Origin of the sequence: Streptomyces sp. WMMB 714 (genome assembly GCF_900090125.1) — a bacterium.
GTDB classification, from domain to species: domain Bacteria; phylum Actinomycetota; class Actinomycetes; order Streptomycetales; family Streptomycetaceae; genus Streptomyces; species Streptomyces daqingensis.
Map to the genome: position 1 here is coordinate 392,547 of NZ_FMHJ01000002.1, position 24,139 is coordinate 416,685.

The 24,139-nt window shown below is 71.0% G+C and carries 23 protein-coding genes; 4 read left to right on the forward strand and 19 right to left on the reverse strand.

The features are described 5' to 3' along the window. Window positions 1-43: 43 nt before the first annotated feature. Window positions 44-2,044 (forward strand): alpha/beta hydrolase, encoded by a 2,001-nt coding sequence (locus tag H181DRAFT_RS04455; protein WP_078895508.1) that lies wholly within the window; start codon window positions 44-46, stop codon window positions 2,042-2,044. Between the two features lie 119 nt (window positions 2,045-2,163). Here H181DRAFT_RS04455 and H181DRAFT_RS04460 read toward each other — a convergent pair whose 3' ends face one another. The 4 genes from H181DRAFT_RS04460 to H181DRAFT_RS04480 all read right to left on the reverse strand — a co-directional run bounded on the left by H181DRAFT_RS04460 (window position 2,164) and on the right by H181DRAFT_RS04480 (window position 7,645). After that, window positions 2,164-3,666 carry an AI-2E family transporter gene (locus H181DRAFT_RS04460; RefSeq protein WP_078895483.1) on the reverse strand — a complete coding sequence of 501 codons (1,503 nt, stop codon included), beginning with the start codon at window positions 3,664-3,666 and terminating at the stop codon, window positions 2,164-2,166. A 247-nt stretch (window positions 3,667-3,913) separates the two neighbouring features. Further along, window positions 3,914-4,603 (reverse strand): aggregation-promoting factor C-terminal-like domain-containing protein, encoded by a 690-nt coding sequence (locus H181DRAFT_RS04465; RefSeq protein WP_045862847.1) that lies wholly within the window; start codon window positions 4,601-4,603, stop codon window positions 3,914-3,916. Between the two features lie 589 nt (window positions 4,604-5,192). Next, complete coding sequence (locus tag H181DRAFT_RS04470; protein WP_045862848.1) at window positions 5,193-6,515, reverse strand: PhoH family protein; 1,323 nt, start codon at window positions 6,513-6,515, stop codon at window positions 5,193-5,195. A 368-nt stretch (window positions 6,516-6,883) separates the two neighbouring features. Further along, window positions 6,884-7,645 carry an isoprenyl transferase gene (locus tag H181DRAFT_RS04480; protein WP_045862850.1) on the reverse strand — a complete coding sequence of 254 codons (762 nt, stop codon included), beginning with the start codon at window positions 7,643-7,645 and terminating at the stop codon, window positions 6,884-6,886. Window positions 7,646-7,766: 121 nt separating this feature from the next. Between H181DRAFT_RS04480 and mgrA the strand changes: the two genes are divergently transcribed. After that, window positions 7,767-8,837 carry an L-glyceraldehyde 3-phosphate reductase gene (gene mgrA / locus H181DRAFT_RS04485; RefSeq protein WP_045862851.1) on the forward strand — a complete coding sequence of 357 codons (1,071 nt, stop codon included), beginning with the start codon at window positions 7,767-7,769 and terminating at the stop codon, window positions 8,835-8,837. 270 nt (window positions 8,838-9,107) lie between these two features. On the opposite strand, the gene H181DRAFT_RS04490 is transcribed toward mgrA, so the two are convergent. The 3 genes from H181DRAFT_RS04490 to H181DRAFT_RS04505 form a co-directional block, all read right to left on the reverse strand. Continuing rightward, window positions 9,108-9,986, reverse strand: coding sequence for a prepilin peptidase (locus tag H181DRAFT_RS04490; protein WP_045863083.1), 879 nt, complete (start codon window positions 9,984-9,986; stop codon window positions 9,108-9,110). Window positions 9,987-10,472: 486 nt separating this feature from the next. Next, entirely contained in the window at window positions 10,473-10,682 is a 210-nt protein-coding gene (locus H181DRAFT_RS04500) for a DUF397 domain-containing protein (protein ID WP_045862852.1), read from the reverse strand. Beyond that, the gene (locus tag H181DRAFT_RS04505; RefSeq protein ID WP_045863084.1) at window positions 10,664-11,506 is read right to left on the reverse strand and encodes a helix-turn-helix domain-containing protein; all 843 of its coding nucleotides are present in this window, start codon (window positions 11,504-11,506) and stop codon (window positions 10,664-10,666) included. Before H181DRAFT_RS04505 ends, H181DRAFT_RS04500 begins: the two co-directional genes overlap by 19 nt. Before the next feature lie 175 nt (window positions 11,507-11,681). Here H181DRAFT_RS04505 and H181DRAFT_RS04510 point away from each other — a divergent pair, with 175 nt between their 5' ends. Continuing rightward, window positions 11,682-11,972 (forward strand): hypothetical protein, encoded by a 291-nt coding sequence (locus H181DRAFT_RS04510; protein WP_045863085.1) that lies wholly within the window; start codon window positions 11,682-11,684, stop codon window positions 11,970-11,972. Further along, window positions 11,969-12,223, forward strand: coding sequence for a hypothetical protein (locus H181DRAFT_RS04515; RefSeq protein WP_139131666.1), 255 nt, complete (start codon window positions 11,969-11,971; stop codon window positions 12,221-12,223). The genes H181DRAFT_RS04510 and H181DRAFT_RS04515 overlap by 4 nt, the downstream gene beginning before the upstream one ends. A gap of 33 nt (window positions 12,224-12,256) precedes the next feature. Here the strand turns inward: H181DRAFT_RS04515 and H181DRAFT_RS04520 are convergent, their stop codons facing one another. The 12 genes from H181DRAFT_RS04520 to H181DRAFT_RS04575 all read right to left on the reverse strand — a co-directional run bounded on the left by H181DRAFT_RS04520 (window position 12,257) and on the right by H181DRAFT_RS04575 (window position 24,092). Further along, window positions 12,257-13,000: an OmpA family protein gene (locus H181DRAFT_RS04520; protein WP_052708446.1), complete on the reverse strand. Its 744-nt coding sequence runs from the start codon at window positions 12,998-13,000 to the stop codon at window positions 12,257-12,259. Between the two features lie 9 nt (window positions 13,001-13,009). After that, a complete protein-coding gene (locus tag H181DRAFT_RS04525; RefSeq protein ID WP_254666692.1) occupies window positions 13,010-13,546 on the reverse strand; it encodes a hypothetical protein in 537 nt (178 codons plus the stop codon). A 67-nt stretch (window positions 13,547-13,613) separates the two neighbouring features. Beyond that, entirely contained in the window at window positions 13,614-14,231 is a 618-nt protein-coding gene (locus H181DRAFT_RS04530) for a hypothetical protein (RefSeq protein ID WP_254666693.1), read from the reverse strand. Beyond that, window positions 14,204-14,407 carry a hypothetical protein gene (locus H181DRAFT_RS04535; RefSeq protein WP_045862856.1) on the reverse strand — a complete coding sequence of 68 codons (204 nt, stop codon included), beginning with the start codon at window positions 14,405-14,407 and terminating at the stop codon, window positions 14,204-14,206. Before H181DRAFT_RS04535 ends, H181DRAFT_RS04530 begins: the two co-directional genes overlap by 28 nt. A gap of 262 nt (window positions 14,408-14,669) precedes the next feature. Then, the gene (locus H181DRAFT_RS04540) at window positions 14,670-15,560 is read right to left on the reverse strand and encodes a DUF5936 domain-containing protein (RefSeq protein ID WP_045862857.1); all 891 of its coding nucleotides are present in this window, start codon (window positions 15,558-15,560) and stop codon (window positions 14,670-14,672) included. 19 nt (window positions 15,561-15,579) lie between these two features. Continuing rightward, complete coding sequence (locus H181DRAFT_RS04545; RefSeq protein ID WP_045862858.1) at window positions 15,580-16,524, reverse strand: type II secretion system F family protein; 945 nt, start codon at window positions 16,522-16,524, stop codon at window positions 15,580-15,582. A 129-nt stretch (window positions 16,525-16,653) separates the two neighbouring features. Beyond that, window positions 16,654-18,006: a TadA family conjugal transfer-associated ATPase gene (locus tag H181DRAFT_RS04550; protein WP_045862859.1), complete on the reverse strand. Its 1,353-nt coding sequence runs from the start codon at window positions 18,004-18,006 to the stop codon at window positions 16,654-16,656. Between the two features lie 142 nt (window positions 18,007-18,148). Beyond that, the gene (locus tag H181DRAFT_RS04555; protein WP_045862860.1) at window positions 18,149-18,556 is read right to left on the reverse strand and encodes a TadE family protein; all 408 of its coding nucleotides are present in this window, start codon (window positions 18,554-18,556) and stop codon (window positions 18,149-18,151) included. A 5-nt stretch (window positions 18,557-18,561) separates the two neighbouring features. Continuing rightward, a complete protein-coding gene (locus tag H181DRAFT_RS30215; RefSeq protein ID WP_045862861.1) occupies window positions 18,562-20,691 on the reverse strand; it encodes an AAA family ATPase in 2,130 nt (709 codons plus the stop codon). A 14-nt stretch (window positions 20,692-20,705) separates the two neighbouring features. Beyond that, window positions 20,706-21,434: a Flp pilus assembly protein CpaB gene (gene cpaB / locus H181DRAFT_RS04565; protein ID WP_045862862.1), complete on the reverse strand. Its 729-nt coding sequence runs from the start codon at window positions 21,432-21,434 to the stop codon at window positions 20,706-20,708. A 3-nt stretch (window positions 21,435-21,437) separates the two neighbouring features. Further along, on the reverse strand, window positions 21,438-22,466 hold the full coding sequence (locus H181DRAFT_RS04570) for a hypothetical protein (RefSeq protein WP_074467707.1): 1,029 nt from the start codon (window positions 22,464-22,466) through the stop codon (window positions 21,438-21,440). A gap of 309 nt (window positions 22,467-22,775) precedes the next feature. Then, window positions 22,776-24,092 (reverse strand): Nramp family divalent metal transporter, encoded by a 1,317-nt coding sequence (locus tag H181DRAFT_RS04575; RefSeq protein WP_045862863.1) that lies wholly within the window; start codon window positions 24,090-24,092, stop codon window positions 22,776-22,778. Between the last annotated feature and the right edge of the window lie 47 nt (window positions 24,093-24,139).

A 24,139-nucleotide genomic window follows, 5' to 3' on the forward strand; every position in this document is an offset into this window, starting at 1 on the left:
CTGTGGATGCCGCGCCGTGATCGAGAACCGGGGGGTGCGATCGATGGCACGCACCGCGGAGGAACGCGCTCCCGCTTCCGGGACGTATCCGCATGAACGGGACCGGGCAACCGGCACGCGCGCGGCACCCCCGGACCTCCGCCCCGCCGCGGCGCCGCCCCCGCCGCCGGACACCCCCGCCCCCGCCCACCCGGGCGTCCACGGGCGGGCGCCCGCCCCGCGCGCACGCCGCCTGCTCTCGGTGGTCCGGCGCCCGTACTGGCAGCGCCCGCACCCCACTTGGCTGGTGCGCCGCTGGCCGGACCTGACGGCGACGTGCGCCGCCACCGTCTTCTTCTGGCTCTCCCTCACGCCCTCGCTGGTGCCGCGGCCCTGGCTGCTTCAGGGCGTCATCGGCGGCATCACGGCGGCGATCGGCTACGCGCTGGGCTCGCTGCTCGGCTGGCTGGTGCGCGGCACCCTCGTACGGCTCCGCCGGCGCCTGCCCGCGCCCTCCCGACCGCACGTGGCCCGCCTGCACATGGCCCGGCTGCACGTGGCCCGCCTGCACATGGCCCGGCTGCCGCGCGAACGGGCGCGGGCACACGCCTGGCAGGCGTACTACGTGCTCGCGGCGGGGCTCACCGTGCTGGCCCTCTCGGAGAGCGCCCGCATGCAGCGGGAACTGCGGGCACTGCAGGAGCTCCCGGAGACCCTGACCTGGCACTCGATGATGATCGCGCTGGTGGCTCTGGCCCTGTGCGGGGCGCTGCTGCTCCTGGCCCGCACGGTCCGGCTGTGCACCCGCGAGCTGATACGCGGCCTGTGCCGGTTCGTCCCTCGGCCTCTGGCCGTGGTCGCGGGCGTGCTGATCAGCGCCTGCGTGGTGGTCGTCGGCACCCGCGACGTCGTCTTCGACCGCGGGGTGATCGACGTCGTGTCCCGGATCGCGGCGGCCACCAACGACCGCACCAGGGACGGCATGGTCCAGCCGGGCTCCCCGTACGTCTCCGGCAGCCCCGGCTCCCTCGTCAAATGGGACGAACTCGGTTACGAGGGCCGCAACTTCACCGCCTCGTCGCTCACCGCCCGCCGGATCCGCGAGGTGACACGGCGCCCCGCTGAGGACCCGGTGCGCGTCTACGTCGGCAAGCAGAGCATCGAGGCCCAGACGGCCGACGGCGACGAGGCGTCGACGTACGAGGCGGGCGCCCAGATCGCCGTCGCCGAACTGGAGCGGACCGGCGCCTTCAGCCGCGAGGTGCTGGCCGTCGCCGGCACCACGGGCATGGGCTGGGTCAACTCGGCCGACGCGGAGCCCCTGGAGTACATGCACGGCGGCGACACGGCGATCGTGGCCATGCAGTACTCCTACCTGCCGAGCTGGGTCTCCTTCGTCGTCGACAAGGAGCAGGCGGGCCGGGCGAACCGGGCGCTGGTGAAGGCCGTCCGCGCACGCTGGCTGCGGGAACCGCCGCAAAGCCGCCCTCGCCTGGTCGTCTTCGGCGAGAGCCTCGGCGCCTACGGCATCGAGGCGGCCTTCGACGGGCCGCGCGACCTGCTGTCGAAGGTGGACGGCGCGGTGCTGGCCGGTTCCCCGAACTTCTCCCCCATCCGCCGGGAGCTCACCGCGGGCCGCGACGCCGGCAGCCCCGTGTGGCGTCCGCAGTACGACGACGGACGCCACTTCCGCTTCGCGCAGTGGCCGCGGAAGGACCTCGCCCGGCCGCCCGGCCCCTGGCACGGTCCGCGCGTGGTCTACCTGCAGAACGCCTCGGACGCGATCGTGTGGTGGTCGTGGGATCTGGCGCTGGAGCGGCCGCCCTGGCTGCGGGAGCCGCTCGGCCCGGACATCACGAAGGAGGTCGGCTGGTTCCCGTTCGTCACCTTCTGGCAGACCACGGTCGACCTCGCCGTCTCCTACGAGGTGGACGCGCCCCACGGCCACCGCTACGGCACCGGCTCGGTGGAGGCGTGGGGCGCGGTGGCGCCTCCCGACGGCTGGAGCGCCGCCGATCAGCGGCGCCTGAAGCGCCATATGGACACCCGCGAGGCCCCGTACTGACCGGCGCCGGGCCGGGGAGACACTCCCCGGCCGCGTGCACCGGCGCGGAACCGCCCCTGACGCCTGTCGTTCGGATCTTCAGCCGACGCCGCGGCCCGCGGAGATCCGGACGAGAGGCCCTACGGCGTCCCGCCGGGGTTCCCCGAAGACTCCGGCCCGTCCTGGGGGCGGGCCGGCGGGGCGCCGTCCGCCGACTCCGTGGGAGAAGCGGCGGGTTCCGCGGGCGTGACCCCGCCCTTCTCCAGGGCGGGAGCCTCCGCGGCTCCGGCGCCCTTGCCCGCCGCCGCTCCCCCGGCGGGCCCCTGCGGTCCCCCGGCGACGGCGAGCACGCCCGGGCCGCCCGGATGGGTCCCTTCCGAGAACGCCCGCAGATACCCGACGGCCGTGTTGAGCACGGCCACGAGCGGCACCGCGACGACCGCGCCCGGGATGCCCGCGATGAGGCTGCCGCCGGTGACCGCGAGCACCACCGCCAGGGGGTGCACCCGTACGAGACGGCCCAGGATGAACGGCTGCAGGACGTGGCTCTCGATCTGCTGGACCAGCAGCACGACGCCGAGCACCAGCAGACCCGTGACGGGCCCGTTGGTGACGAGGGCGACGAGCACCGCCAGCGCCCCGGAGACCACCGCGCCCACGATCGGCACGAACGCGAAGATGAAGATGAGCACGGCCAGCGGCACCGCGAGCGGCACGTCGAGGATGTAGATGCCCACGCCGATGAAGATCGCGTCGATCATGGCGACGATCACGGTCCCGCGTACGTACCCGGTGAGCGTGGTCCAGGCACGCGGCCCGGCACCGGCGACCCCCTCGCGCGCCGCCGCGGGCACGAGCTTCAGCACCCAGTTCCAGATGCGGTCGCCGTCGTAGAGCAGGAAGAGGGTGATGAACATCGCCAGCGCCGCGCCGGAGAGGAACTCCAGCAGCACCGTGACGCCTTCGAGCCCGGCGGAGGTGACTTCCTTGCTGTTGTCGCCCAGCCACTGGCTCAGGTTCTTCGCGACGTCGTTGACCTGCTGCTCGGAGACGTGGAACGGGCCCTGCACCGCCCAGCGCTGGCCCTCGTCGATGGCCTGCTGAACCCGCTCGGTGAGGGTGGGCAGGTTCTCGGTGACCTGCCAGACCACGAACCAGCCGACCAGGCCCATCACCACGAAGCCGGTGATGAAGGTGATCGCGGTGGCCAGGCCGCGTCCCACGCGGTGGCGCTTGAGGCGGGCGACGGTGGGCTGCAGCAGGGCCGTCACCAACAGGCCCGCGGAGAAGGCGAGTACGAGCAGGCTGATCGAGCTGATCACCTGTATCAGCACCCAGACGAGACCCGCGAGCACCAGCAGCCGCCAGGCCGACTCGCCCGCGACCCGCAGTCCCCACGGCACGACGGAGGCGGGCGCGGGCCGCCCCCCTCCGGGTGCGGGCGCGGGCGCGGATTCCGGTGCCATCGGCGGCGTAGTACCGGGCCGCGCCTCCGCACCGGCCTGCCCGCCCTGGGAGGCGTACCCCCCGCCGCCCACGCCGGTGATCGCCTCCTGCCGGGCGAGCTGCTCCGCCCGCCTCTCCGCGATACGGGCCCCCAACCGCGCCACGCCGTCGCGCAGCCTGTCCACCCTGCTCGTCATCCCGCGTCCTCCGCCCCCTGCTGAACTCTTCCGGGCCGCCTGCGGGCCGGGAGGCACACCCAAGCCCGGCCGTCACCGCTGCCGTTGGATGACGACGTTACCGGCGCGGAGGTTGCTTGCGTCACGGACGCGCGATGACGTTCACCACCCGGGCACACCGCACGCTCACCCCCGGCCCGTGGATCCGGGCCGGGGGTGAGTCGCTGAAGCTTGTGGAGGTGTGAGGTTCAGCGCGGGGCGCTGCCGCTCAGTACCAGTTGTTGGCCTGCCAGAAGTCCCAGGCACCGCACGGGCTGCCGTAACGGCTGTCCATGTAGTTCAGGCCCCACTTGATCTGGGTGGCGGGGTTGGTGCGCCAGTCGGCACCCGCGGAGGCCATCTTGGAACCGGGCAGAGCCTGCATGAGGCCGTAGGCACCGGAGGAGGGGTTGCTGGCCTGGTAGTTCCAGCCGGACTCGCGCTCGACGATCTCCGAGAAGCACTGGAACTGGCCCGCGCCGACGATCTTCTTGGCCATCGACTGGACTTCGGCCGTCGTGTAGGAGGCCTTCTGCGTGAAGTCCGACGCGTCAGCACGCGCGGAACGGCTCGCCGCCTCCTTCGCCGCACGCTCCTTGGCTGCCTTCTCCGCTGCGGCCTTCTTGGCCGCCGCGGCCTCGGCTGCCTGCTTGCGCGCGGCCTCCTCAGCGGACTTCTTCGCCTCCGCGTGCGCGGCGGAGGACGCGGAGTCCGCCTGCTGCGTCAGGGAAGCGGTCTGAACCTGGGCCTGCTGACCCGCCGGTATGTCTGCGAGGAGCGTCGCGTCAGCAGCGGTGGCCTCGACGTCGTTCGTCGTCTGGCCCTGCTGGCTACCGGAAGCCACACCGACGACGGCGCCGACGGTGGTGACCGCGGTGGCGGACGCCACGGCGAATCCCCGGACGGAGATCCGAGTCACACGTTTTCCTTCCAACGTGCCCGCTTGAGTGACCGCGCGGGCGCAATCGTGCCCCTGGCACTGACCCCCTCGGAACTTGGTCACCGGAGGTACTGGCCCGGTTGGGCTTCCCCGTCGAACGGGAAGAGCCCGCGTGGTGCTCGGGCGGCATACGGCGTGACTGCTGTTCAGTTCTGTACTGCCGTGCGGTGCCGCACCTTTGGGGGTGCCGCTGTGCCGTATGCGGGGCCTGACAGGAACCACACCCTGCCGGACGCGAGCAGTCCGAGGCAATTCCGCACCGAGTGGGATAGGTCACAGGGAGTTTGACTGTCACATTCCCCGGAAAGCAGGGCGTACCACGGGACGTCCGGCTAGGCTGCTGGACCCTCTCACGACTCCCCCGCCAGTGGTGCGACCACTGGCCAACTCCCTTGTCGTCGCCGCAGGTCAGGGCGGTATGCGGGGAGAACGGAAGGAGAGCGCGGACCGGCGGCGAACGTCACCCGCACGAGGTATCCGCAGTCTGCCCGCACCCGCGACCCGCACGCCGACGCGAAGGCGCCGGCCGCCCCGTGGGGACGACCGGCGCCAATCGCCTCAACTGCCGTCAGATATTCACCTCTTCGAGCATTTCGGTCACAAGCGCCGCGATGGGCGACCTTTCGGACCGGCTGAGCGTGATGTGCGCGAAGAGCGGATGGCCCTTCAGCTTCTCCACGACCGCGACCACCCCGTCGTAGCGTCCGACGCGGAGATTGTCCCGCTGCGCCACGTCATGGGTGAGTACGACCCGTGAACCGGAGCCGATCCGGGAGAGGACCGTCAGCAGGACGTTCCGCTCGAGCGACTGGGCCTCGTCCACGATCACGAAGGCGTCGTGCAGCGAGCGTCCCCGGATGTGCGTCAGGGGCAGCACTTCCAGCATCCCGCGCTCCACGACCTCCTCGATCACCTCGCGGCTCGTGACCGCCGAGAGGGTGTCGAAGACCGCCTGCGCCCAGGGGTTCATCTTCTCGGCCTCGGTGCCCGGGAGATAGCCCAGATCCTGACCGCCGACCGCGTACAGCGGCCGGAAGACCATGACCTTCCGGTGCTGCCTGCGCTCCAGCACCGCCTCCAGGCCCGCGCACAGCGCGAGGGCGCTCTTGCCCGTACCGGCACGCCCGCCCATGGACAGGATGCCGACCTCGGGATCGAGCAGCAGGTCGAGAGCGATGCGCTGCTCCGCGCTGCGGCCCTTGATGCCGAACGCCTCGCGGTCGCCGCGTACGAGCTTCACCCTCCCCTGCGGTGTGACCCGCCCGAGCGCCTTGCCCTTCTCCGACTGGAGCACCAGGCCGGTGTGGACGGGCAGTTCGGCCGCTTCCGGGACGAAGACGCTGTCCGCGGCGAAGAGTTCGTCGATGTCCTCGCCGGCGAGGGTCAGCTCGGACATGCCGGTCCAGCCCGACTCGGTGATGGCGAGCTCCGCGCGGTACTCCTCGGCGAGGAGCCCGACGGACGACGCCTTGATCCGCAGCGGCAGGTCCTTGGAGACGACCGTCACGTCGTACCCCTCGGCCTGCAGGTTGCGGGCCACCGCGAGGATCCGCGAGTCGTTGTCCTCCAGCCGGAAGCCGGCCGGCAGGACACCGGTGTCGGAATGGTTGAGCTCCACGCGCAGGGAGCCGCCCACCTCCCCGATCGGAATGGGAGCGTCGAGCCGGCCGTACCGGACGCGGTACTCGTCCAGCCTCCGCAGCGCCTGACGTGCGAAGTAGCCGAGCTCCGGGTGGTGCCGCTTTGCCTCCAACTCGGTCACGACGACGACGGGGAGCACCACTTCGTGCTCCTCGAAACGGTCCATTGCCGTCGGGTCTGCGAGCAGCACGCTTGTGTCGATGACATACGTGCGCCGGTCGGAATCGTTGCGCTTCTTGCTTGTCACCACGGGTGGACGAACCCCCTCGGAAGAGGTCGGGGTGCGACGGCGTCGCAAGGGAAGAGACCGGTCCGGACCCGCGCGGGGCGGGCCGTGCACCGGCCCTCCGCGACATCCGCGTCGCCCGCAATGCCTCTGCGGTCGTCCGTGGTCTGCAATCGGGCCTCCCGGCGCCGGAGCCTGTGGAGGGCCCCGGCCATGAGGCTGATATTCCCCCGGGCGGCGACAAGCATGCAACGGCATATGCGGTGGTCCACGGGAGGGTGACCAGGGGGACCCGAAACGGGGATTTCCCTGCAGCTCCCGGCCCTGACCGCTTTCGCAGAGCCCGCATATCCCTTACGCGCTCCCCTGGGCGCCGTGCGCGCCCGGCGGGATCAGTTCCCGTAGCGCCGGTGGCGGGCCGCGTAGTCGCGGAGGGCACGGAGGAAGTCGACCTTGCGGAAGGCCGGCCAGAACACTTCGCAGAAGTAGTACTCCGAGTGGGCGCTCTGCCAGAGCATGAAGCCCGAGAGGCGCTGCTCGCCGCTGGTGCGGATGACCAGGTCGGGGTCGGGCTGGCCGCGGGTGTAGAGGTGCTCCGAGATGTCCTCGACGGTCAGGCTCTCCGCGAGGGCGTCGAGGCTCATGCCGCGCTCGGCGCGGTCCGCGAGGAGCGACCGGACGGCGTCGGTGATCTCCTGGCGGCCGCCGTAGCCGACGGCCACGTTCACGAGTATCCCGTCGATGTCCCCGGCCTTCTGCTCGGCCTTCTTGAGCACCTGCTGCGTACGGTCGGGCAGGAGGTCGAGCTGGCCGACGTGGTGGACGCGCCAGCGGCCGTCCGCCGCCAGGTCGCGCACCGTGTCCTCGATGATGCCCAGCAGCGGCAGCAGCTCCCGCTCCGGCCTGTGCAGGTTGTCCGTCGAGAGGAGCCACAGCGTGACGACCTCGACGTCCGTCTCGGCGCACCAGGTCAGCAACTCCTGGATCTTCTCCGCGCCCGCCTGGTGGCCCTGCTCCGTGGTACCGCCCGATGCCCGCGCCCAGCGCCTGTTCCCGTCCAGGATGACGCCGATGTGCTTCGGCACCTGGTCGGTGTCGAGTCGGTCCTCCACCCGGCGCGCATAGAGCCTGTACACCAGGTCACGAAGCTTCATGGGAATGGCCAGCCCCTCCTTGGCGAGTCCGGGATTCTTGAACCTTACTGCCGGTGAAGGCCCCGGACGAAGCCGGGCGGCTCCCGGGGCCGGGCCGTAGGGAAACTGATAGTAAAGGCCCATGACGCACGACTCCTCCCTCCCCTCACAGTCCTCTCTTTTTCCCTACAGCGCCGACGAAGACCGCTACGACTCCATGGTCTACCGGCGCACCGGACGCTCCGGCCTGAAGCTGCCCGCCGTCTCTCTCGGGCTGTGGCACAACTTCGGCGACGACCGTCCACTGGAGACCCAACGGGCCATCCTGAGGCGGGCGTTCGACCTTGGCGTCACGCACTTCGACCTGGCCAACAACTACGGACCGCCGCCCGGTTCCGCCGAGCTGAACTTCGGCAAGCTGATGGCGCAGGACTTCCGCCCTTACCGTGACGAGATGGTCATATCGACCAAGGCGGGCTATCTCATGCACCCGGGCCCGTACGGCGAGTGGGGCTCCCGCAAGTACCTGCTGTCGTCCCTGGACGCCTCCCTGCGGCGCATGGGGCTCGACTACGTCGACATCTTCTACTCCCACCGCTTCGACCCGGAGACACCGCTGGAGGAGACGATGGGGGCGCTCGCCTCCGCCGTGCGGCAGGGCAAGGCCCTGTACGCGGGCGTCTCCTCCTACAACGCCCGGCGCACGCGCGAGGCGGCGGGCCTGCTGCGGGAGATGGGCGTTCCGGCGCTCATCCACCAGCCGTCCTACTCGATGCTGAACCGCTGGACGGAGGAGGACGGGCTCCTGGACACCCTGGAGCAGGAGGGCATGGGGTGCATCTCCTTCGCCCCGCTCGCGCAGGGCCTGCTCACCGACAAGTACCTGGACGGCGTCCCGGAGGGCTCGCGGGCCGCGCAGGGCAAGTCGCTGGACCCGGGGCTGCTGACCGGGGACGTCGTGAACCGTCTCCGCGGACTCGACGGCATCGCCCGGCGGCGCGGGCAGACGCTGGCCCAGCTCGCGCTGCGGTGGGTGCTGCGGGACCCGCGGATGACGTCGGCGCTGATCGGCGCCAGCAGCGTGGGGCAGCTGGAGGCGAACGTGGCGGCGCTCGAAGGGCCGCCGCTCACGGAGGAGGAGCTGCGCGAGATCGACTCCTACGCCGTCTCCGAGCCGGGGACCAACATCTGGTCGCGCAGCAGCGAGAGTTGAGCCTCGGCTGACGTGCGCCGGACCGGGGCGGCGGGCCCGCAGAGGGGCGCCGGAGCCTCGGCTCACGGCGCGGGAGAAGAAGGTGGAGAAGAAAACGGGCCGGTCCGTGGGGGGATACGGACCGGCCCGAGGGGGGGTTTCCACCTTAGCCCCTCACGCAAGGTCGTCCGGACAGCAACTACCCCTTCGCCGTGTCGCGGCAGCGTCCGGACAAGCCCGAGCCGGGTGCCGACGCCGGGCGGCGACGCGGCCTCTCCGCGGGCGGTGCCGTCAGACTCCGGGAGCCGCCGCCAGCATCCCCAGCAGCGCGCCCATCAGCAGAAACGGCCCGAACGGCAGGGCCGTTCGACGGTTCGCACGGCCGGCCGCGATCAGTGCGAAGCCGAAGAGAGCGTGCAGCAGGAACGCGAGGAAGGCGCCGGCGAGCAGCGCCTCCCAGCCGTACCACCCAAGAGCGACGCCCGCGGTGAGCGCCAACTTGACGTCGCCGAAGCCGAGTCCGCGCGGATGCACCAGGAACAGCACGAAGAAGCCGCCGGCCAGCGCGGCTCCGCCGAGCAGCGCCCGACCCCAACTCCCTTGCGCGGCAGGCGAGATGGAGGCCACGCCGAGCAGGCCGGCGGTGAGTGCGGCCAGCGGGAGGGTGAGGACGTCGGGCAGGCGGCTCACGCGTACGTCCACCGCCGCGAGCAGCAGGCCGAACGGCGCCGCCGCCAGCCAGACCGCCGACTCCGGACGCGGACCGCCGATCAGGGCGAGCACGGCGCAGACGAGGGCACCCGCGAGCATCAGCGGGCCCGTGCGCGGCCCGGACGCCGGGACGGGGGCGCCGGGGAGCGGAGGCTCCACGGAGGCGGCGTCGGGAGCCGCGTCGGGAGCCGCGTCGGGGGCGGGGGCCGGGTCGGTGCCCGCGGCGCTCTCCGTGGCGCCTTCCGGAGCGGCCTGCGGGGCGGCGCCGTCCGGAACGCATTGCAGGCATCGCGCCGGGCCCACCCAGCCGCGCCACGAACCCGGCAGCGGGTGGCCTCCCGGGCAGTCCCGGGGCAGGGACCGCTCACGGGGGACCGCGAACCGGTAGACGGCGCGCGGCAGAAGCGCTCCGGCCACCGCCCCGTAGCCGGCCGCGGAGAGGACGAGTGTCGACGTCAGCAGCACACCGCGAGCCTAATTGCGAAAAGGCGCTGGTGAGGGGCCGACCGAACATCACGAAAGCGCTCCTGCGGCCGGGTTTACAGAAGTTGAGCAAACGTCACGTGACCTAAATCGCCCATTATTTGGCCGTGGATGTCAGTGGGAGGCTCTAATCTTGAGTCATGTCCTCGTCTTCGACTTCCCAGCCCTCTGGCCGCGGCGACCGCGCCGCCGCAGAGGCGAACGAAGCGATCCGTCGCTACGTCGCGGGTCGTACGATCTGGTCGCAAGCGGATCTCGCAGAGCTGGACCGTTTGCGTACCGACTGGAGGCGCGCCCTCCAGTCCGACGTCACTTCCGCGGCCTGACCCGTTTCCCCGCCCACCTCAGGTGGCCGAAAGCGGGAGTGCCGCAGAGGCGGGAAGCGCCTCATCGATGAACGAATGACGGTCCCCGCGGATCAACTGGTCGCGGGGACCGTCTCGTTATGCGTGCGGCCTCGTTTCAGCCGCTCAGGCGCCCGTTCTTCACGGCGGAGACGAATGACGACCAGCCGCTCGCGGGGAATGCGATCACCGGGCCCCGCGGGTTCTTGCTGTCACGTACGGGAACGACGGCGGCGAAGTCGTCGGAGATCTCGACGCACGCTCCGCCGTCCTGATTGCTGTAGCTGCTCTTGCGCCAGGCGGCGGCGCTCAGATCGAGGGATCGCACGGCACTTCCTCCAGAATGCGCAGGACGGCTTTCCGCGACTCGGCAGGGGACAGTGCCATGTCGCGGACTGCATCGTACGTCCGTTGCAGACGCTGAACTGGTCCGATCTCCTCGATGAGTTCGCCTCGGTAGCCGTTCTCGGTGTAGGCCACAGTGCGCCCGTCCGGAAGCAGCAAGAACCACAAGTCGGCGCCCATCAGCCCATGCAGTCCGGCGCTCTGCGGCAGCACGTGGACCGTCACGCCCGGCCTCTCCGCGACCTCGCTCACGTATTCCAACTGGGCCCGCCACTCGTCCGGGTCCCGCAAGGGAGTCCGCAGCACGGCCTCCGACAGGATCGTCCTGAACGGCGGCGCGTCCTCACCGTCCAGGAGGACGCGGCGGCTCATGCGGGCCTCGACCTGCTGCGCCAGCTCCTCTCCCCTGAGGCCGCCCACGGCGAGGACTTCCCGCGCGTACCCCGGCGTCTGCAGCAGGCCCGGCAGAACGCTCACCGCAAAGTGCCACAGGCTGGTGGCCTCCGCCTCCAGAGCCATGTAGCGCCGGTACCGCTCCTTGAACTGGGTCTGGTCGCTCACCGCCAGCTCCCACAGGGCCAGCAGCAGGCCCGGCGTCCCGTAGTGCTGGTCCAACGCCTCGACGACCTCCGGCCCGCCCAGCGTCTCCCCGTTCTCCATCTTCCCGAACAACGACCAGTCCCAGCCCAGCCGTTCGCCCAGCTGCCGCAGGCTGTCGCCCCGTCCGGCGCGCAGTGACCGCAGCTCCTCCGCGAACCGCGCCCGCGGCTCACGGCTGCGGCCGGTGACCGTTCGCCTCGTCGGCATGAGCCCTCCGTGGAAGGTGTGGAACTTGGACTGCTCCGCGGGGAACCAGGTCATGTCCGCGGCGTGGCCGTGCCGTTCCTGCCGCATGCTCGTAATCCCCTCATCACGCACGGTAGTTCAGGACGCGTGACGAAGGCATGGAAACCGGATGAAGAACGGCCGACGGAGCATCTCCATGAGCACTCAGCGACACATCAGCCACGACGACAGCCCGGCCGGAGCGGCGAAGATCAGGGAAGTGGTCCAGGCGCGCGACGCGCTCGCCGACGCCCTCCTGCGCGCCGGCGTCCAGCTGCCCGCCATGGACGTACGGACGCCCTGGCAGGACGTGGTCGACGGAGACAACAGCGCCGACGACGTGGACTTCGGGCGCGCCGCCCGATACGCCCTCGTCCACCTCGGCGTCTGCTCCGCGCCCGTCGCCTTCGCGCTGGCCGCCGTGATCAACAAGGGCGCCGGAAGGTGACCACCGGCGCACAGCCCGGCCCCCTGGCCCCACCGCCGGAACCGGCCGTGGGCGCCGCTGTCCGCGACACCCGGCAAGGGCGCGTCGGCATCGTCATGGCGCACGACGGCCCCTACGTCCAGCTCCGCCCGCTCAACGGCGGACGCGAATGGGACGCCGACCCCGGCCGCGTCCAACTACTCAGCCCCGCCGAGCTGTTGAGCGCCCGCCTGGCCGAAGTGAACGAACGCAGCCGGAGGCGGGAGCGGTGACGGGCAGACGGGCACGGCCGGGCGGCGGGCAGCTCACTCCTGGCGGGGGAAGGACACCTCGACGCGGCGGTTCTTCTTGCGGCCCTCTTCGGTCCTGTTGTCCGCGATCGGATAGTCCTCGCTGTAGCCGCGGACGTTGAAGGTCACCGACGAGCCCAGCTTCTCCGCGAGCGCCTTCTGCACTGCGTTCGCGCGCTCCTTCGAGAGCTTCTTGCCGTGGCCGTACGAGCCGAGATCGTCGGTGAACCCGAACACGTTGATCTCGTCGGCCTTCTGCTTCTCGATCTCCGAGGCCAGCTCGTCGATACGCGACTGGGCGCCGCCGTCGAGCTTCGAGCTGTCCTTCGGGAAGAGCACCTCCGCCTGGAGCGTGAACTTCGTCTTCGCCGTGCTGTCCTCGCGCCGCTCCTCGCCCCCGAGGTCCTCGGTGACGAACTTGATGTCGAGCACCTTGGACGGGGCGAGCGCCGCGCCGTCCGCGAGCCTCAGCCCGGCCGCCTGCGGATCGAGCTTGACCGGCGGCTTGGAGCCGCCCGCGATGTTGTCCGGCGGCTCGCTGTACTTGGGGGCGGGAGCGCCACCCTCGCCAGGCAGGGAGGGCGCCTCGGTGGGGATGGTGGTCGGGTCGTCAGCGCCGGGGAGCGTAGGTGGCGGCGGGGGACTGGGCAGCGGCGACGGGTCGGCTTGTGCCGGTGCGGAGCTGAGCACGGTGAAGAGCACGACGGAGACCGACGTACAGGCGGCCCATCGCATGGCGCCCGGGTGCGGACGGATCATCTCGTCAGCTCACCCTTCCGAGATTTCGATGCTGGCGGGTGGCATGTCCGCGATCTGGAAGTCGACCTTTGCAGTGTTCTCCGGGGGCGAGGGGAACTGCGCGTACCACGTCATCGTGTCGCCGCTCTTGACGCCTTTCGTGAAACGCGTGCAGAGGCAACGTCCCTCCGTGTCGCGCAGGATGTAGTAGCGCTTCTTGCCCTTCTTGTCGACGAGCTTCGCTCCAGCCATGGAAGAGTCGTTCTTGAGAGACAGCTCGGACTCGTCCCCGGCCCACCCCGGGGCGCTGAAGATTCCGCTGCCTCCGTTCGTCACCTTGCCGGTGACGGTGACGAATCCCCCCTCTTCGCGTTTCGCCGAGTCGATCGTCAGCGTGATGCTTTCGCCGCCCTTCACCTCGGCGATCACGCCGCCGTTCTGGCCGTCAGGCTTGTCCTCCTTCTGGCCAGGGGCTGTCGAGGAGTCGGCATCACTCTTTCCGCCGTCGTCGCCGCTGCAACCGGCCGTCATCAGCAGCAGTCCAGTTGCGAGCGCTGCTACGGCCATCCTCGGGCGTGACTTCCTAGAGTGCTGAAAGATCATCGGTCGTTGTCCTTAGTCTGTCTTTCATTCATCATCCGACCAGCACCACCGAGAAGAGATCCGACGGCTTCAGATCGAGGTCGATGTCGTCCGGGTCGATGGTGAAGTCCTCACCGTCACACGTGATTTCGATGAGTTCAGCCTCGTCGTCGAAGTCGCAGCGCGGTTTGATCACGGCAGTGGCGCTCGCTTGGGCCTTCTTGTTGCTCGCACCGGGGACGATGGAGTGGCCCGTATCGAATCGCGTCCGGATTTCCACCGTGTAGCCGTCGTCGCCGTCCTCCGTCACCGCATCGCAGGCGAGCACGTCGGCGCGGTTCCGGTCGGCGTAGTACTCCGCTTCGCCGCATCCGTCGCCGGTGAGCGAACCGAGGCCGTCGAGCCAGTCCTGCCAGTCGTCCCCGTTGTCGAGGTCGTCGAGGAAGCCGTCGAAAAGCTCATCGCGGTCGTCTTGGGCTGCCGCGAGGGCGGCTGCGTCAGCGGCCGTCTGCCCGCCGTTGCGTACGGTCCCGGCTTGAGCCACTGCGAAGAACGCGAAAGCGAGAAACAGCAGTCCGGCGATCACAGCGCCGTAGAGAACGACGGTCTGCCCCTCGTCCTCGCGGACTCTGCGGGCGATCATCAGCTGCCGACGATCGCGCTGATCCACTGGTCGAGAGCCCCCGAGATCTGGGCAGGAAGTCCGAGAGCCCGAATCGCCAGAATGATGCCTGCCACGAGAATGACGATGCCCGCGTACTCGATGGCGCTGGCGCCCCTGTCCCCCTCGCGGTCGTGCATGCGCTCCATGACGCGTCGGCGCCAGTTGCGAATGGCTCTCGACATCGCGGTCTCCTTCAGTGGTGACAGGCTCGGTGTAGTTCTTGTCCGCCGTGGCCTCAGCCAAACGGTGGGCTCTGCAGCGGAGTTGAAAGGGGCACAGACGGGACCGTCGCGCATTCGCTCCCCCCTCCCGCGGCCCGCCGCCGTAGTCCGAATGCTGACTGTGCCACATCGGTCGGCGCCGACGAAGGGGGCGACTGGCCGCCCCTCGAGTTTGGCGTAAACGGCCGCTGTGCGCCGGGTGTTGGTCTCGTACGTCATGCCCTCATCCGTTCAGGACGGAACCGAAGTCCGTGTCGGAGCCCAGAACGAATGTGGCGACGATCAGCAGCAGCGTTCCCGGCAGCAGAAAGGCGATGGTCGTCATCGTCGCCTTGGGCACGGTCTTGGCCGCCTGCCGGCGGGCGTTCTGCGCGTCGGTGCGGCGCATGTCGGTGGCGATCTGGATGAGGGTGTCCGCGATGGGCGCGCCCAGTTCCTCGCCTTGCTGTAGGGCGGTGACGAACTGGTCGACCTGGTCACTGGAGTTGCGCTTGCGCAGCTCGTCGAAGGCCTGGCGACGGCCGACTCCGAGGTCCATCTGACGCAGAGTGATGCGCAGTTCGTCCGCCCAGGGGCCTTCGTAGTGCTCGGCGACGCGTTCGAGTGCCTGACGGAAGCTCAGGCCGGCGGAGACGACGACCGCGAGCACGTCGAGGAAGTCGGGCAGGGTGCGTTCGATGACCCGCTTGCGGTCGCGGATGGCCTGGAGGATCGCCAGGTCGGCCGCAGTGAACCCGAACGCCAGCACGATCACCGCGAAGAGCACGCTGTCCGCCGCGAGCCCCACGAGGGCCATGAGGACGCCGAAGACGCCGTAGGCGGCGCGGCGGGCCGCGTAGCGCTGGACGGTGAGACCGCCGGGATTGCCGGCCTGGTCGATCTTGCGGCGCTTCCTGTCGACGCGCCGGCTGCCCATCAGGCGCAGGACGAGCGGCGCGAGCGGCATGCCCAGCCTGTCGACCGCGGCTTCCCGCGCGGTCGTGCGGGTCGCTCCGACCTCGAGTGCGACGGCGAGGTCGCTGGGCAGCTGCGTCTCGGCCCGGTACATCCGTATGCCCGCGATGGCTCCGTACACGGCGAGTCCGACGGCGGCGGCGAGGAGAAGGGGCAGCATGGCGGTTCGGACCTCCTTCTCAGATCTCGATCTTGCCGAGGCGGCGGATGACGAAGAAGCCGGTGGCGAAGAGCGCGACGGCGGCGAGGATCGCGATCTGCCCGAGCACGGAGCCGGTGACGCGGGCGAGGGCGCCGGGCATCATCGAGTTCATCATCAGCATCGCTCCGAGGCCGAGCACCGGGACCGTGAAGGCCGTCGCGTTGACCTCGGCGAGCATCGTGCGCACCTCGCGGCGGGTCTCCTTGCGCTCCTCCAGCGTGTCGGTGAGGTTCCGCAGGGACGCGACGAGGGTGCCTCCGGCGCGGTTGGCGAGGACCAACGTCGTGACGAGTACGACGAGTTCGCGCGAGGGCAACCGTTCGGCGAGCTCGCCCAGGGCGTCGTCGATGGAGCGTCCGACGGCCAACTGGTTGGTCACCAGCGTCAGTTCGTCGCCCGCAGGTGCGTCGAGCTCCTCCGCGGCCATGCCGAGGGCCGTGCGGAGCGCCAGTCCCGCCGAGGTGGCGTTGGCGAGGATGCGCGACAGCTCGGGAAGCTGGTTGATGAACTGCTCGGTACGGCGCCTGCGTTGGTGGCTGAGGAAGGCGTTGGCGGAGATCGCTCCGAGGAGGCCCGCGATCGGTCCGAAGAAGGGGGCGAGGAGGGAGGCGGCCACCAGCCAGAGCCCCGCGATCGCGGCGATGACGTAGACGGCGAACTCCCCCGGTGTGATGTCCAGGCCGGTCGCCGCGAGCTTGAGCTGGACCCGGCGTCCCAGACGGGTGCGGCGCAACCGGCGGTCCACGCCGGTGAACCGCCTCCGGCGGCCCGGGGGCAGCTCGCGGACGGCGCCTTCGCCGGAGAGGCGTTCGATCACCGTCTGCCGCTGCGCACGTCCGGCCGCGTAGGTGAGGACTCCCACGACGGCGAGCGTGCCCGCCAGCAGGAAGGCGCCTAGCGCGAGTTGTGCGGTGGTGTCCATGGCGGGGTCCTGGGCTCCGAGGTCATGTGTCTGCCGGTCTGTCTCGGCCGCGGACCGCCGCTCTCCTCGTACGGGGCCGGGGCGGCGGGCGCGGTACTCGTGGTTCGTTCGTGCCGTACGGGCGGCGCGCTACCCCGCCTCTCTCGTCGTCAGCCGTTCGGCGTCGTCCGCGACCCCGAAGACGGGCGGCACGGTCTCGCTCGCCATCTGGAGTCTGACGGCGGCGCGACGCGGCACGGGCAGGTGCTCGAAGCTGCCGTGCACCTTGCCGTCGGCGGACATGGGCCGGGAGTCGAACCGCGAGACGGAGGCGATGCGGAAGGTCTCACGGCCGTGCGAGGCGAGCAGGACGATCTCCACGATCTTCCTCGAACCGTCCGCGAGGCGCGCGAGCTGGATGATGACGTCGACGGCCGAGTTGATCTGGTCCTGCAACGCCGCATAAGGGATCTCGACCTCCGACATGGAGGCGAGGGTCTGCAGCCGCATCAGCGCGTCCTCCGCACTGTTGGCGTGCACGGTCGCGAGCGATCCGTCGTGGCCGGTCGACATCGCCTGGAGCATGTCCAGCGTCTCGCCGCCGCGTACCTCGCCGACGATGATGCGGTCGGGTCGCATGCGCAGCGAGTTGCGGACGAGGTCGCGGACCGTGATCTGGCCCTTGCCCTCCACGTTGGGCGGGCGGGTCTCCAGGCGGATGACGTGCTGCTGCTGGAGCTGGAGTTCGGCGGCGTCCTCGACGGTGATGATGCGCTCGTGCTCGGGGATGAGCCCCGAAAGCGCGTTGAGGAGCGTGGTCTTGCCGCTGCCCGTGCCGCCCGAGACGATCACGTTGAAACGGGCGCGGATGAATGCCGAGAGGAGCGAGAGGATGTGCTCGTCGAGCGTGCCGAGCGCTATCAGCTCGTGGAGGGCGTACGCGCGGGGGAAGCGCCGGATGGTGAGGGTGGGGCCCGTCAGGGAGAGCGGCGGGACGATGACGTTGACGCGCTCGCCGGACGGGAGCCTGGCGTCGACCATCGGATTGGACTCGTCGACACGGCGGTTGACGGTGGAGACGATGCGCTCGATGGTCTGCATGAGCTGCTCTTCGGAGGCGAAGCGGACCGGCACCTGCTCGACGCGTCCGCCACGCTCGACGAAGACCTGCTCGGGCCCGTTGACCATGATCTCGGTGACGGTGGCGTCCTCCAGCAGCGGTTCGAGGACGCCGAGGCCGAGCGCCTCGTCCACGACGCGCCGGATGAGCAACTCCCGGTCGTCGGTGGCCAGTACGGGCCCCTCACGGCTGATGAGGTGGCCCAGCACGCGCTCCAGGCGCGCCCTGCGCTCCTGCGGCGCCAAGGCGGACATCTCGGCGAGGTCGATCTCTTCGAGGAGCTTCTGCCGGTAGACCGGCACGAGGTGGCTGGTCCCGTCGGCCGGGGCGGCGCCGTTGCGCGCGCGGGACTCCGGGGTGGTGATGCGGGCCCTCAGACTCATCTCCGGCCTCCTCTCTGTGCGTTCGGCTCGGTGCGTGTGCTGCTGTGTCCGTGTGCTGTGCCTGCGCTGCTCGTGTGCGGTGTCGGCGGTGCGGTCTTCGGCTGTGCGGCTTCGGCAGTGCGGCCCGCGTACGTACGTCCCGTCAGTCGCGGGGCATGGTGGCCGAGCGCGAGGCGTCGCCGAAGTCGTCGACTCCGGGTATGACGGACGGGATGGTGACGGTGGCGGTGACCTCGACCTCGTCCGCGCCACCGCCGAGGTCGAAGCTGCTTCGGGAGGCCGTCCAGCCGGACATGGCCGCCCTTCCGGTAGCGGCGTAGGCGTCGGCGAGGTCTTCCTGGCTGGCCGTGCGGGCCGCGGCGCGGGCGCCGGTCCCGGCCTGCTGGACGGCGTAGCCCGCTATGCCGAGCTGGATCGCCGCCACGGCCACCAGCAGGAGCAGCGGCATCATGCCCGCCAACTCCAGGCTGGACGCGCCGCGCTGGGGGTCCTGGCCGCGGGCGGCACGCCGCAGGAGGGCACGTGCACCGGGCCTGTCCCGTGAGCCCATGCCGCTCACCCCTCCTCCGCGGCGCCGGCCGTGCCGCTGACGGTGAAGGGAAGCTTGCCCGCGCCGGGGAAGAGGACCGGTGCGCTGAGGTCGACGTCCGCCTTCCAGAGGTGCCCGGAGAGGCTGCAGTCGACCGCCGAGGACTCGCGCCACTTCGCGGGCAGGTGCTCGGTCGCCGCCTCCTGGCAGGCGCTCTGCGCGTCGCCGCCGGACGCGGCCGCGGTGGCGGCCCGTGCCGCCTCGTCGGCCGCGTTGCCCGCGAGCGAGAACGTGTAGCCGATGAGCACGCACTGCCACAGCACGGCGAGGACCACCAGAACGATGGGGGCGATCCCGGCGAACTCCACCGTCAGGGCGCCCCGATCGCCCCACACACTGGGTTCGCCGTCGTCGTCATCCGCCTCGTGGCCGCCGCGGGCGGCGCCCGGCGGCGGGCCGAAGACGGAGTCCGTACGGGCCGGTCCGATCCCGTGGGTGCGGTCGGGGCGGGGAGCGGCGTCCGGGCCGGTGCGGCCGTACGCGGGCGCCGGCCTCCCGTAGGTGTCGTTGAAGGAGGTCCCCAGTGTCCGGCTCGAAGCCCCGGTGGGGGACGGCCCCGGCGGCAGCGCCTGGCGTTCGGCGCCGGTGCCCGCCTGCTGCCCGCCGTTGTACGCGCCGTCCCCGTAGGTGCCGCCCGGTCCGGTGCCGGGTGCGGGGCCGGGTGCGGGGCCGGGGACACCGCCGGGTGCCGGGCCGGGTACGGAGCCTCCGGCGCCCCCGGCCGGGCCCGTCCCCTGCGTGCCCTGGGTGCCGGCGCCGCCCGAGCTGCCCGATCCGCCGGCCGGCAGCGCCCGGCTGCCCGGGGCCTGGGCTATGCCGGCGGGACCCGCGCTCTGCGCCGGTCTCTGCTGCTTGCCCGCGGACTTGGCGCTCCGGGCGCCCTTGCCCTGCCTGCCGCCGGGTCTGCCGCCGGCGGGCGTCTCCGCGCCGGTCACCAGGCCCAGTTCACCGGCGAACCCCCAAAGGGCCTGCCGCACCTGCCCCTTGGGGTCGAGGTCCTGTATGCGCCCGGCGTCGACGGCGCTCTGCAGCTCCTTGAAGTTGGCGGGGACGGCGGAGCGGGCCACCGGCGTGCCGACGATGCGGGAGACCAGCGAGGGCTGGATCTCGCTCATCTTGGAGGTGCGGTTGACGAGGGTGACGGTCTCCTCGGCCTTGCGGATCTGCAGCCGGTCCCACATGCGGACCATGCGTTTGGCCGCGCGCACGGCCACGACGTCCGGCGTGGTGAGCAGCACGGCGAGGTCGGCCGTCTCGATGGCGGCGGCGTTGGCGGCGTTGAGCTGCGTGCCGCAGTCGACGACGACGATGTCGTAACGGGCCCTGAGCGCCGCGACGATCTGCCGTGACGCCCTGTCGTCGACGTCCTCGCCGCGCTCGCCCTCTCCCGGGGCGAGGAGCAGGCCCAGACCCGACTCGTGGGTGTAGACGGCGTCCTGCAGTACGCGTGCGGAGATGTCCTCGATGCCCGCGAGGTCGGCGACGGAGCGCCGGAACTGGACGTCCAGGTACGAGGCGACGTCGCCCGACTGCAGGTCCATGTCGACGAGGGCGCTGCCGCGGCCCGACGTCTGTGCGGCCAGGGCCAGTTGCACGGCGGTCAGGGTCGTGCCGACGCCGCCCTTGGCGCCCGTGACCGCGACGACCGTGCCGCCGGGCCCTGCCGGCTCCTCCCCTCCCCCGCCCAGGTGGCGGCGTACGCCGGCCGCCCACGACGCGGCCGCGCCGACCCGCGCCGCCAACTCGTCGTAGCTCAGCGGCAGTCCGAGGACGCCGCGGGCGCCGGCGTCCATGGCCGCCGAGTAGAGCGGGGGGCTGGTGTCACGGGTGATGAGGACGACGCCGACCGCGGGGAAGCGGAGCGCGACCTCGCGGATGAGCTCCAACGCGGGCTGCGGGCCGATGAGTTCGTGCACCAGCACGACCTCCGGCAGATCCGCGCCCGTCCCCCCGCCCGCCTGGGCGAGCGCGTCGAGGAGCTGTGCGGAGTCGACCGCGGGCGGCATCGGTTCGCTGTCCGGGAGCTGGCGCAGCAGGCCGACGAGGGACCTGGCGGCGTCCGGGTCGCTGACTGCTGGCTGGATGCGGGTGACCATCGGCTGTTCCTGCCTCACTTGTCCCCGGTGAGCGTGTACGTACGGTCGCTGTCGGGTATGTCGGCCGCGTCGCCGGGGGCCACCAGCGCGAGCCTGACGTGCTCGGCGAACGATTCGGCGTAGGCGACGCGCTGGGCGTCCGCCGCGGAGAGGGCGAAGGTGATCGGCACGCCGTCCCGCTCGCGCCGGCGGGTGCGCTCGTCGTCGTCGCCCTCCTTGAACGGGGTGAGCTTGCCGACGTCGATAACCTTGGCGTCGCTCACGATGACCTTCGACTGGTTGGGCGCCCGGCCCTTGCCGCCGCTCTGCTGCTCGCCTTCGAAGGTGGCGAAGATGTTGACCCGGCTGCCGGGGTTGATCTTTCCGGCGACGCCCGTCTCCGCGTCGATCATGATGGCGATCTCCTGCTCGCCCGGCTTGAGTTCGGGGCGTTCGGACACCATGTCCGCCTGCAGGAGCGACCCCTTGCGGAGTTTGCTGGTGGCGACCTTGCCGCGCAGGTCGTCGAGGTCGGTGACCGCCGTCTCGGGCAGCCACCGCTCGGGGATCTCGACCTTGTCGAACTCGGCGCCGCTCAGGGAGGCGTAGGCGGGGACGTCCGACGTGAGCTTGTAGGCCGTCGTCTCCGGACCGACCTTCGATTCGACGTCACGTATGAACGCCAGCACGCCGGCGAACGCCGCCAGCGCGCACAGGACGGAGACGATGAGCAGGAGGACGCCACGGCGCTGGCGTGAATTCATGGACTACAGACCTCGGGGATCGGCGACGACGGCGTGACGGGTGTGCGGGGCGGCGGGAGGGCCCGCGGATGCGCGGCGGTAACCGCCGAGGCCGCTGCCGCCGCGGCCCGCTGCGGCGGGGCGGGCGGTGGCGTCCTGGCGGGTCGCCACCTGGGGGCCGGGCGCGCGGCGGGACGCGGGCGCGGGCCCGTACGAGGCGGGTGCGGCGCAGAACGCGCAGCGGTCGCCGATGAGTTCGAGGCCGCACCAGTGGCATTCGTCGCGCCGCACGGACGAGACGAGCTGGTAGAGGACGGAGACGTCCGGGATGGCGGCGGCGAACTCGATGAGCTTTCCGGTGCCCCACCAGCGGGCCGACTCCCCGGGCAGCTGCGCCTCCTGGACTCCCCGTACGTTCCACTGGGCGGCCAGCGTGCCGTTCACCCACTCGGAGTTGAGGGCGCCTCGGGCGACCGTGAGGTGCGTGGGGAACTGCGGTCCCGCCAGGCTCGCTTCGCTTCCGCCGCCGCCCGCCGCCCCGTTCGCGTCGAGCCGTACCAGCTGGGTACCGGGGGCGGCGAGGACTGCGAACTGGGACCTGGACATCCAGGACTTGGCGTGGGCGGTGAGCGGTACGGAGACGTGGTCGAGCTTGGCGACGGAGTTGAGCAGTGCACCCGCGTAGACGTAGTGGGCGAGCAGCCGCGCGGCGGCGGCGAGCACGCCGGGGCTGAAGTCGCACAGCGAGAGCTGCCTCAACTGCCGTACGAGGACGGCCGTTCCGAGCGGCGGCAGCCGCGTCGGCAGCAGGGCGATCCGGTCGCTCTCCAGCACGGAGCGGATGGTGTGCAGCCGGTGCACGAAGGGCTTGTCCAGCGTCGCCGGATACACGACGACGAGGTGGCCGTGCTGGTTGACCAGGCGCTGCGTCTCGGCGAGCGCGAGCTCCAGCGGCTGGTCGCCCGGCGGGCGGAACACGTGCGCCCGCGGGGTCTGCCGGTCGGGCGGAGGCAGCATGTGACCATCGCTGGTGACTGCCAGCGCAGTTGGCATCCCGCCCTCCCGCCCCCGGAATCCGTGCCGGGCCGACGACACGCAAGTTGTCGGCCGTCATGCTGATCTGACGACATCACACCTTACGGCGGAGCTGTGGCGCCCGACACCTCGTCACGGCATCCGGCCGGGCCCCGCTCCCCCTGCCATACCCCGGGCCGGGAGCGCGTCAATCGGGATCGGACGTACGGGCCGATCGGGATCGGACGTACGGGCCCGCGCGGCGACGGCAGCGCAACGCCCCCGCCCCGGAGGGGCGAGGGCGCCGCAGGACGGACCGGTGGGCTGGTCAGCGGGGTGTTCCGCGGCTCACCAGGGCAGCTCGCGCACCTGCTGTACGCACAGCACGATGAAGAGCATCCCGGAGAGGAAGAGCATCACGTTGCTCAGGATGCCGTTCCGCCATTCCCGGGGCGTACGGCTGGAGTTGAGCAGCCACATGAGAGTCAGCGCGAGGAACGGCATGAAGAACGCGCCGAGTACGCCGTAGGCGACGACGAGTCCGAAGGGCTGGTCCAGCCACAGCAGCGTCATCGGCGGGAACGTCAGCCAGAGCAGGTAGGCGCGGAAGGGCACCGAACGCTCCCGGCTGCCGCGGGCCACGGCCGCCACGGGCCCCTCGTCGCTCCCGCCGCCCTTCCGGGCCGCCTGGAGGCGTTCGACGAAGTCGGCGAACATCAGGCTCACGCCGTGCCACACGCCGATCAGCGAGGTGAAGGAGGTGGCGAAGAAGCCGATGAGGAAGAGCTTGGCGGTGAAGCCGCCGAACCGCTCCTCGAGGACCTTGCCGAGGTCGGCGAGGCCCTTGTCGCCCTCGGCGATGGCCACCTGCGAGGCGTGCAGCAGCTCGGCCCCGACGATCAGCATCGCGACGACGAAGACACCGGTCGTGATGTAGGCGACCCGGTTGTCGAGCCGCATCATCTTCATCCAGCTGCTGTCGGTCCACCCCTTGGCGTTCACCCAGTACCCGTACGCGGCCATGGTGATCGTGCCGCCCACGCCGCCGATCAGGCCGAGGGTGTAGAGCAGGGACCCGTCGGGGAGCACGGGGAGCAGCCCGGCGAAGCTGGCGCCGATGTCCGGCGACACGCGGATCGCGACGTACACGACGATCACGAACATCACGCCGATGAGCACCGTCATGACCTTCTCGAAGACGGCGTACCGGTTGAACCAGACGAAGGCGAGCCCCACCAGTCCGGTGATGATCGCCCAGGCCTTGAGGTTGAGCACGCCGGGGAAGAGGGCGTCCAGCGGCAGTCCCGAGGAGGACATGGCCGTGCCGCCGTACACGAAGCCCCAGACGACGACGTAGACCGCGAAGTAGACGGTGGTCCAGGAGCCGAGCGAGCGCCAGCCGTCGAAGATCGTCCGGCCGGTCGCCAGGTGCCAGCGGCCCGTCGCCTCGGCCAGCGCGATCTTGACTATGCAGCCGATGACGGCGGCCCACATCAGCGTGTAGCCGTACTTGCTGCCGGCGATGAGCGTGGCGACGAGGTCGCCCGCGCCGACGCCGGTCGCCGCGACGACGATGCCCGGCCCCACCAGCTTCCAGCTGGCCTTCCGGACGGGAGGCGCGGCCGGGGCGGACTCCCCGCTGTGCGTGCTGTCTTCGGTTGCCATCTCCTACCGCCTCTGTACTCGTCCCCTAGTCAGGTGCTGCCCGGCGA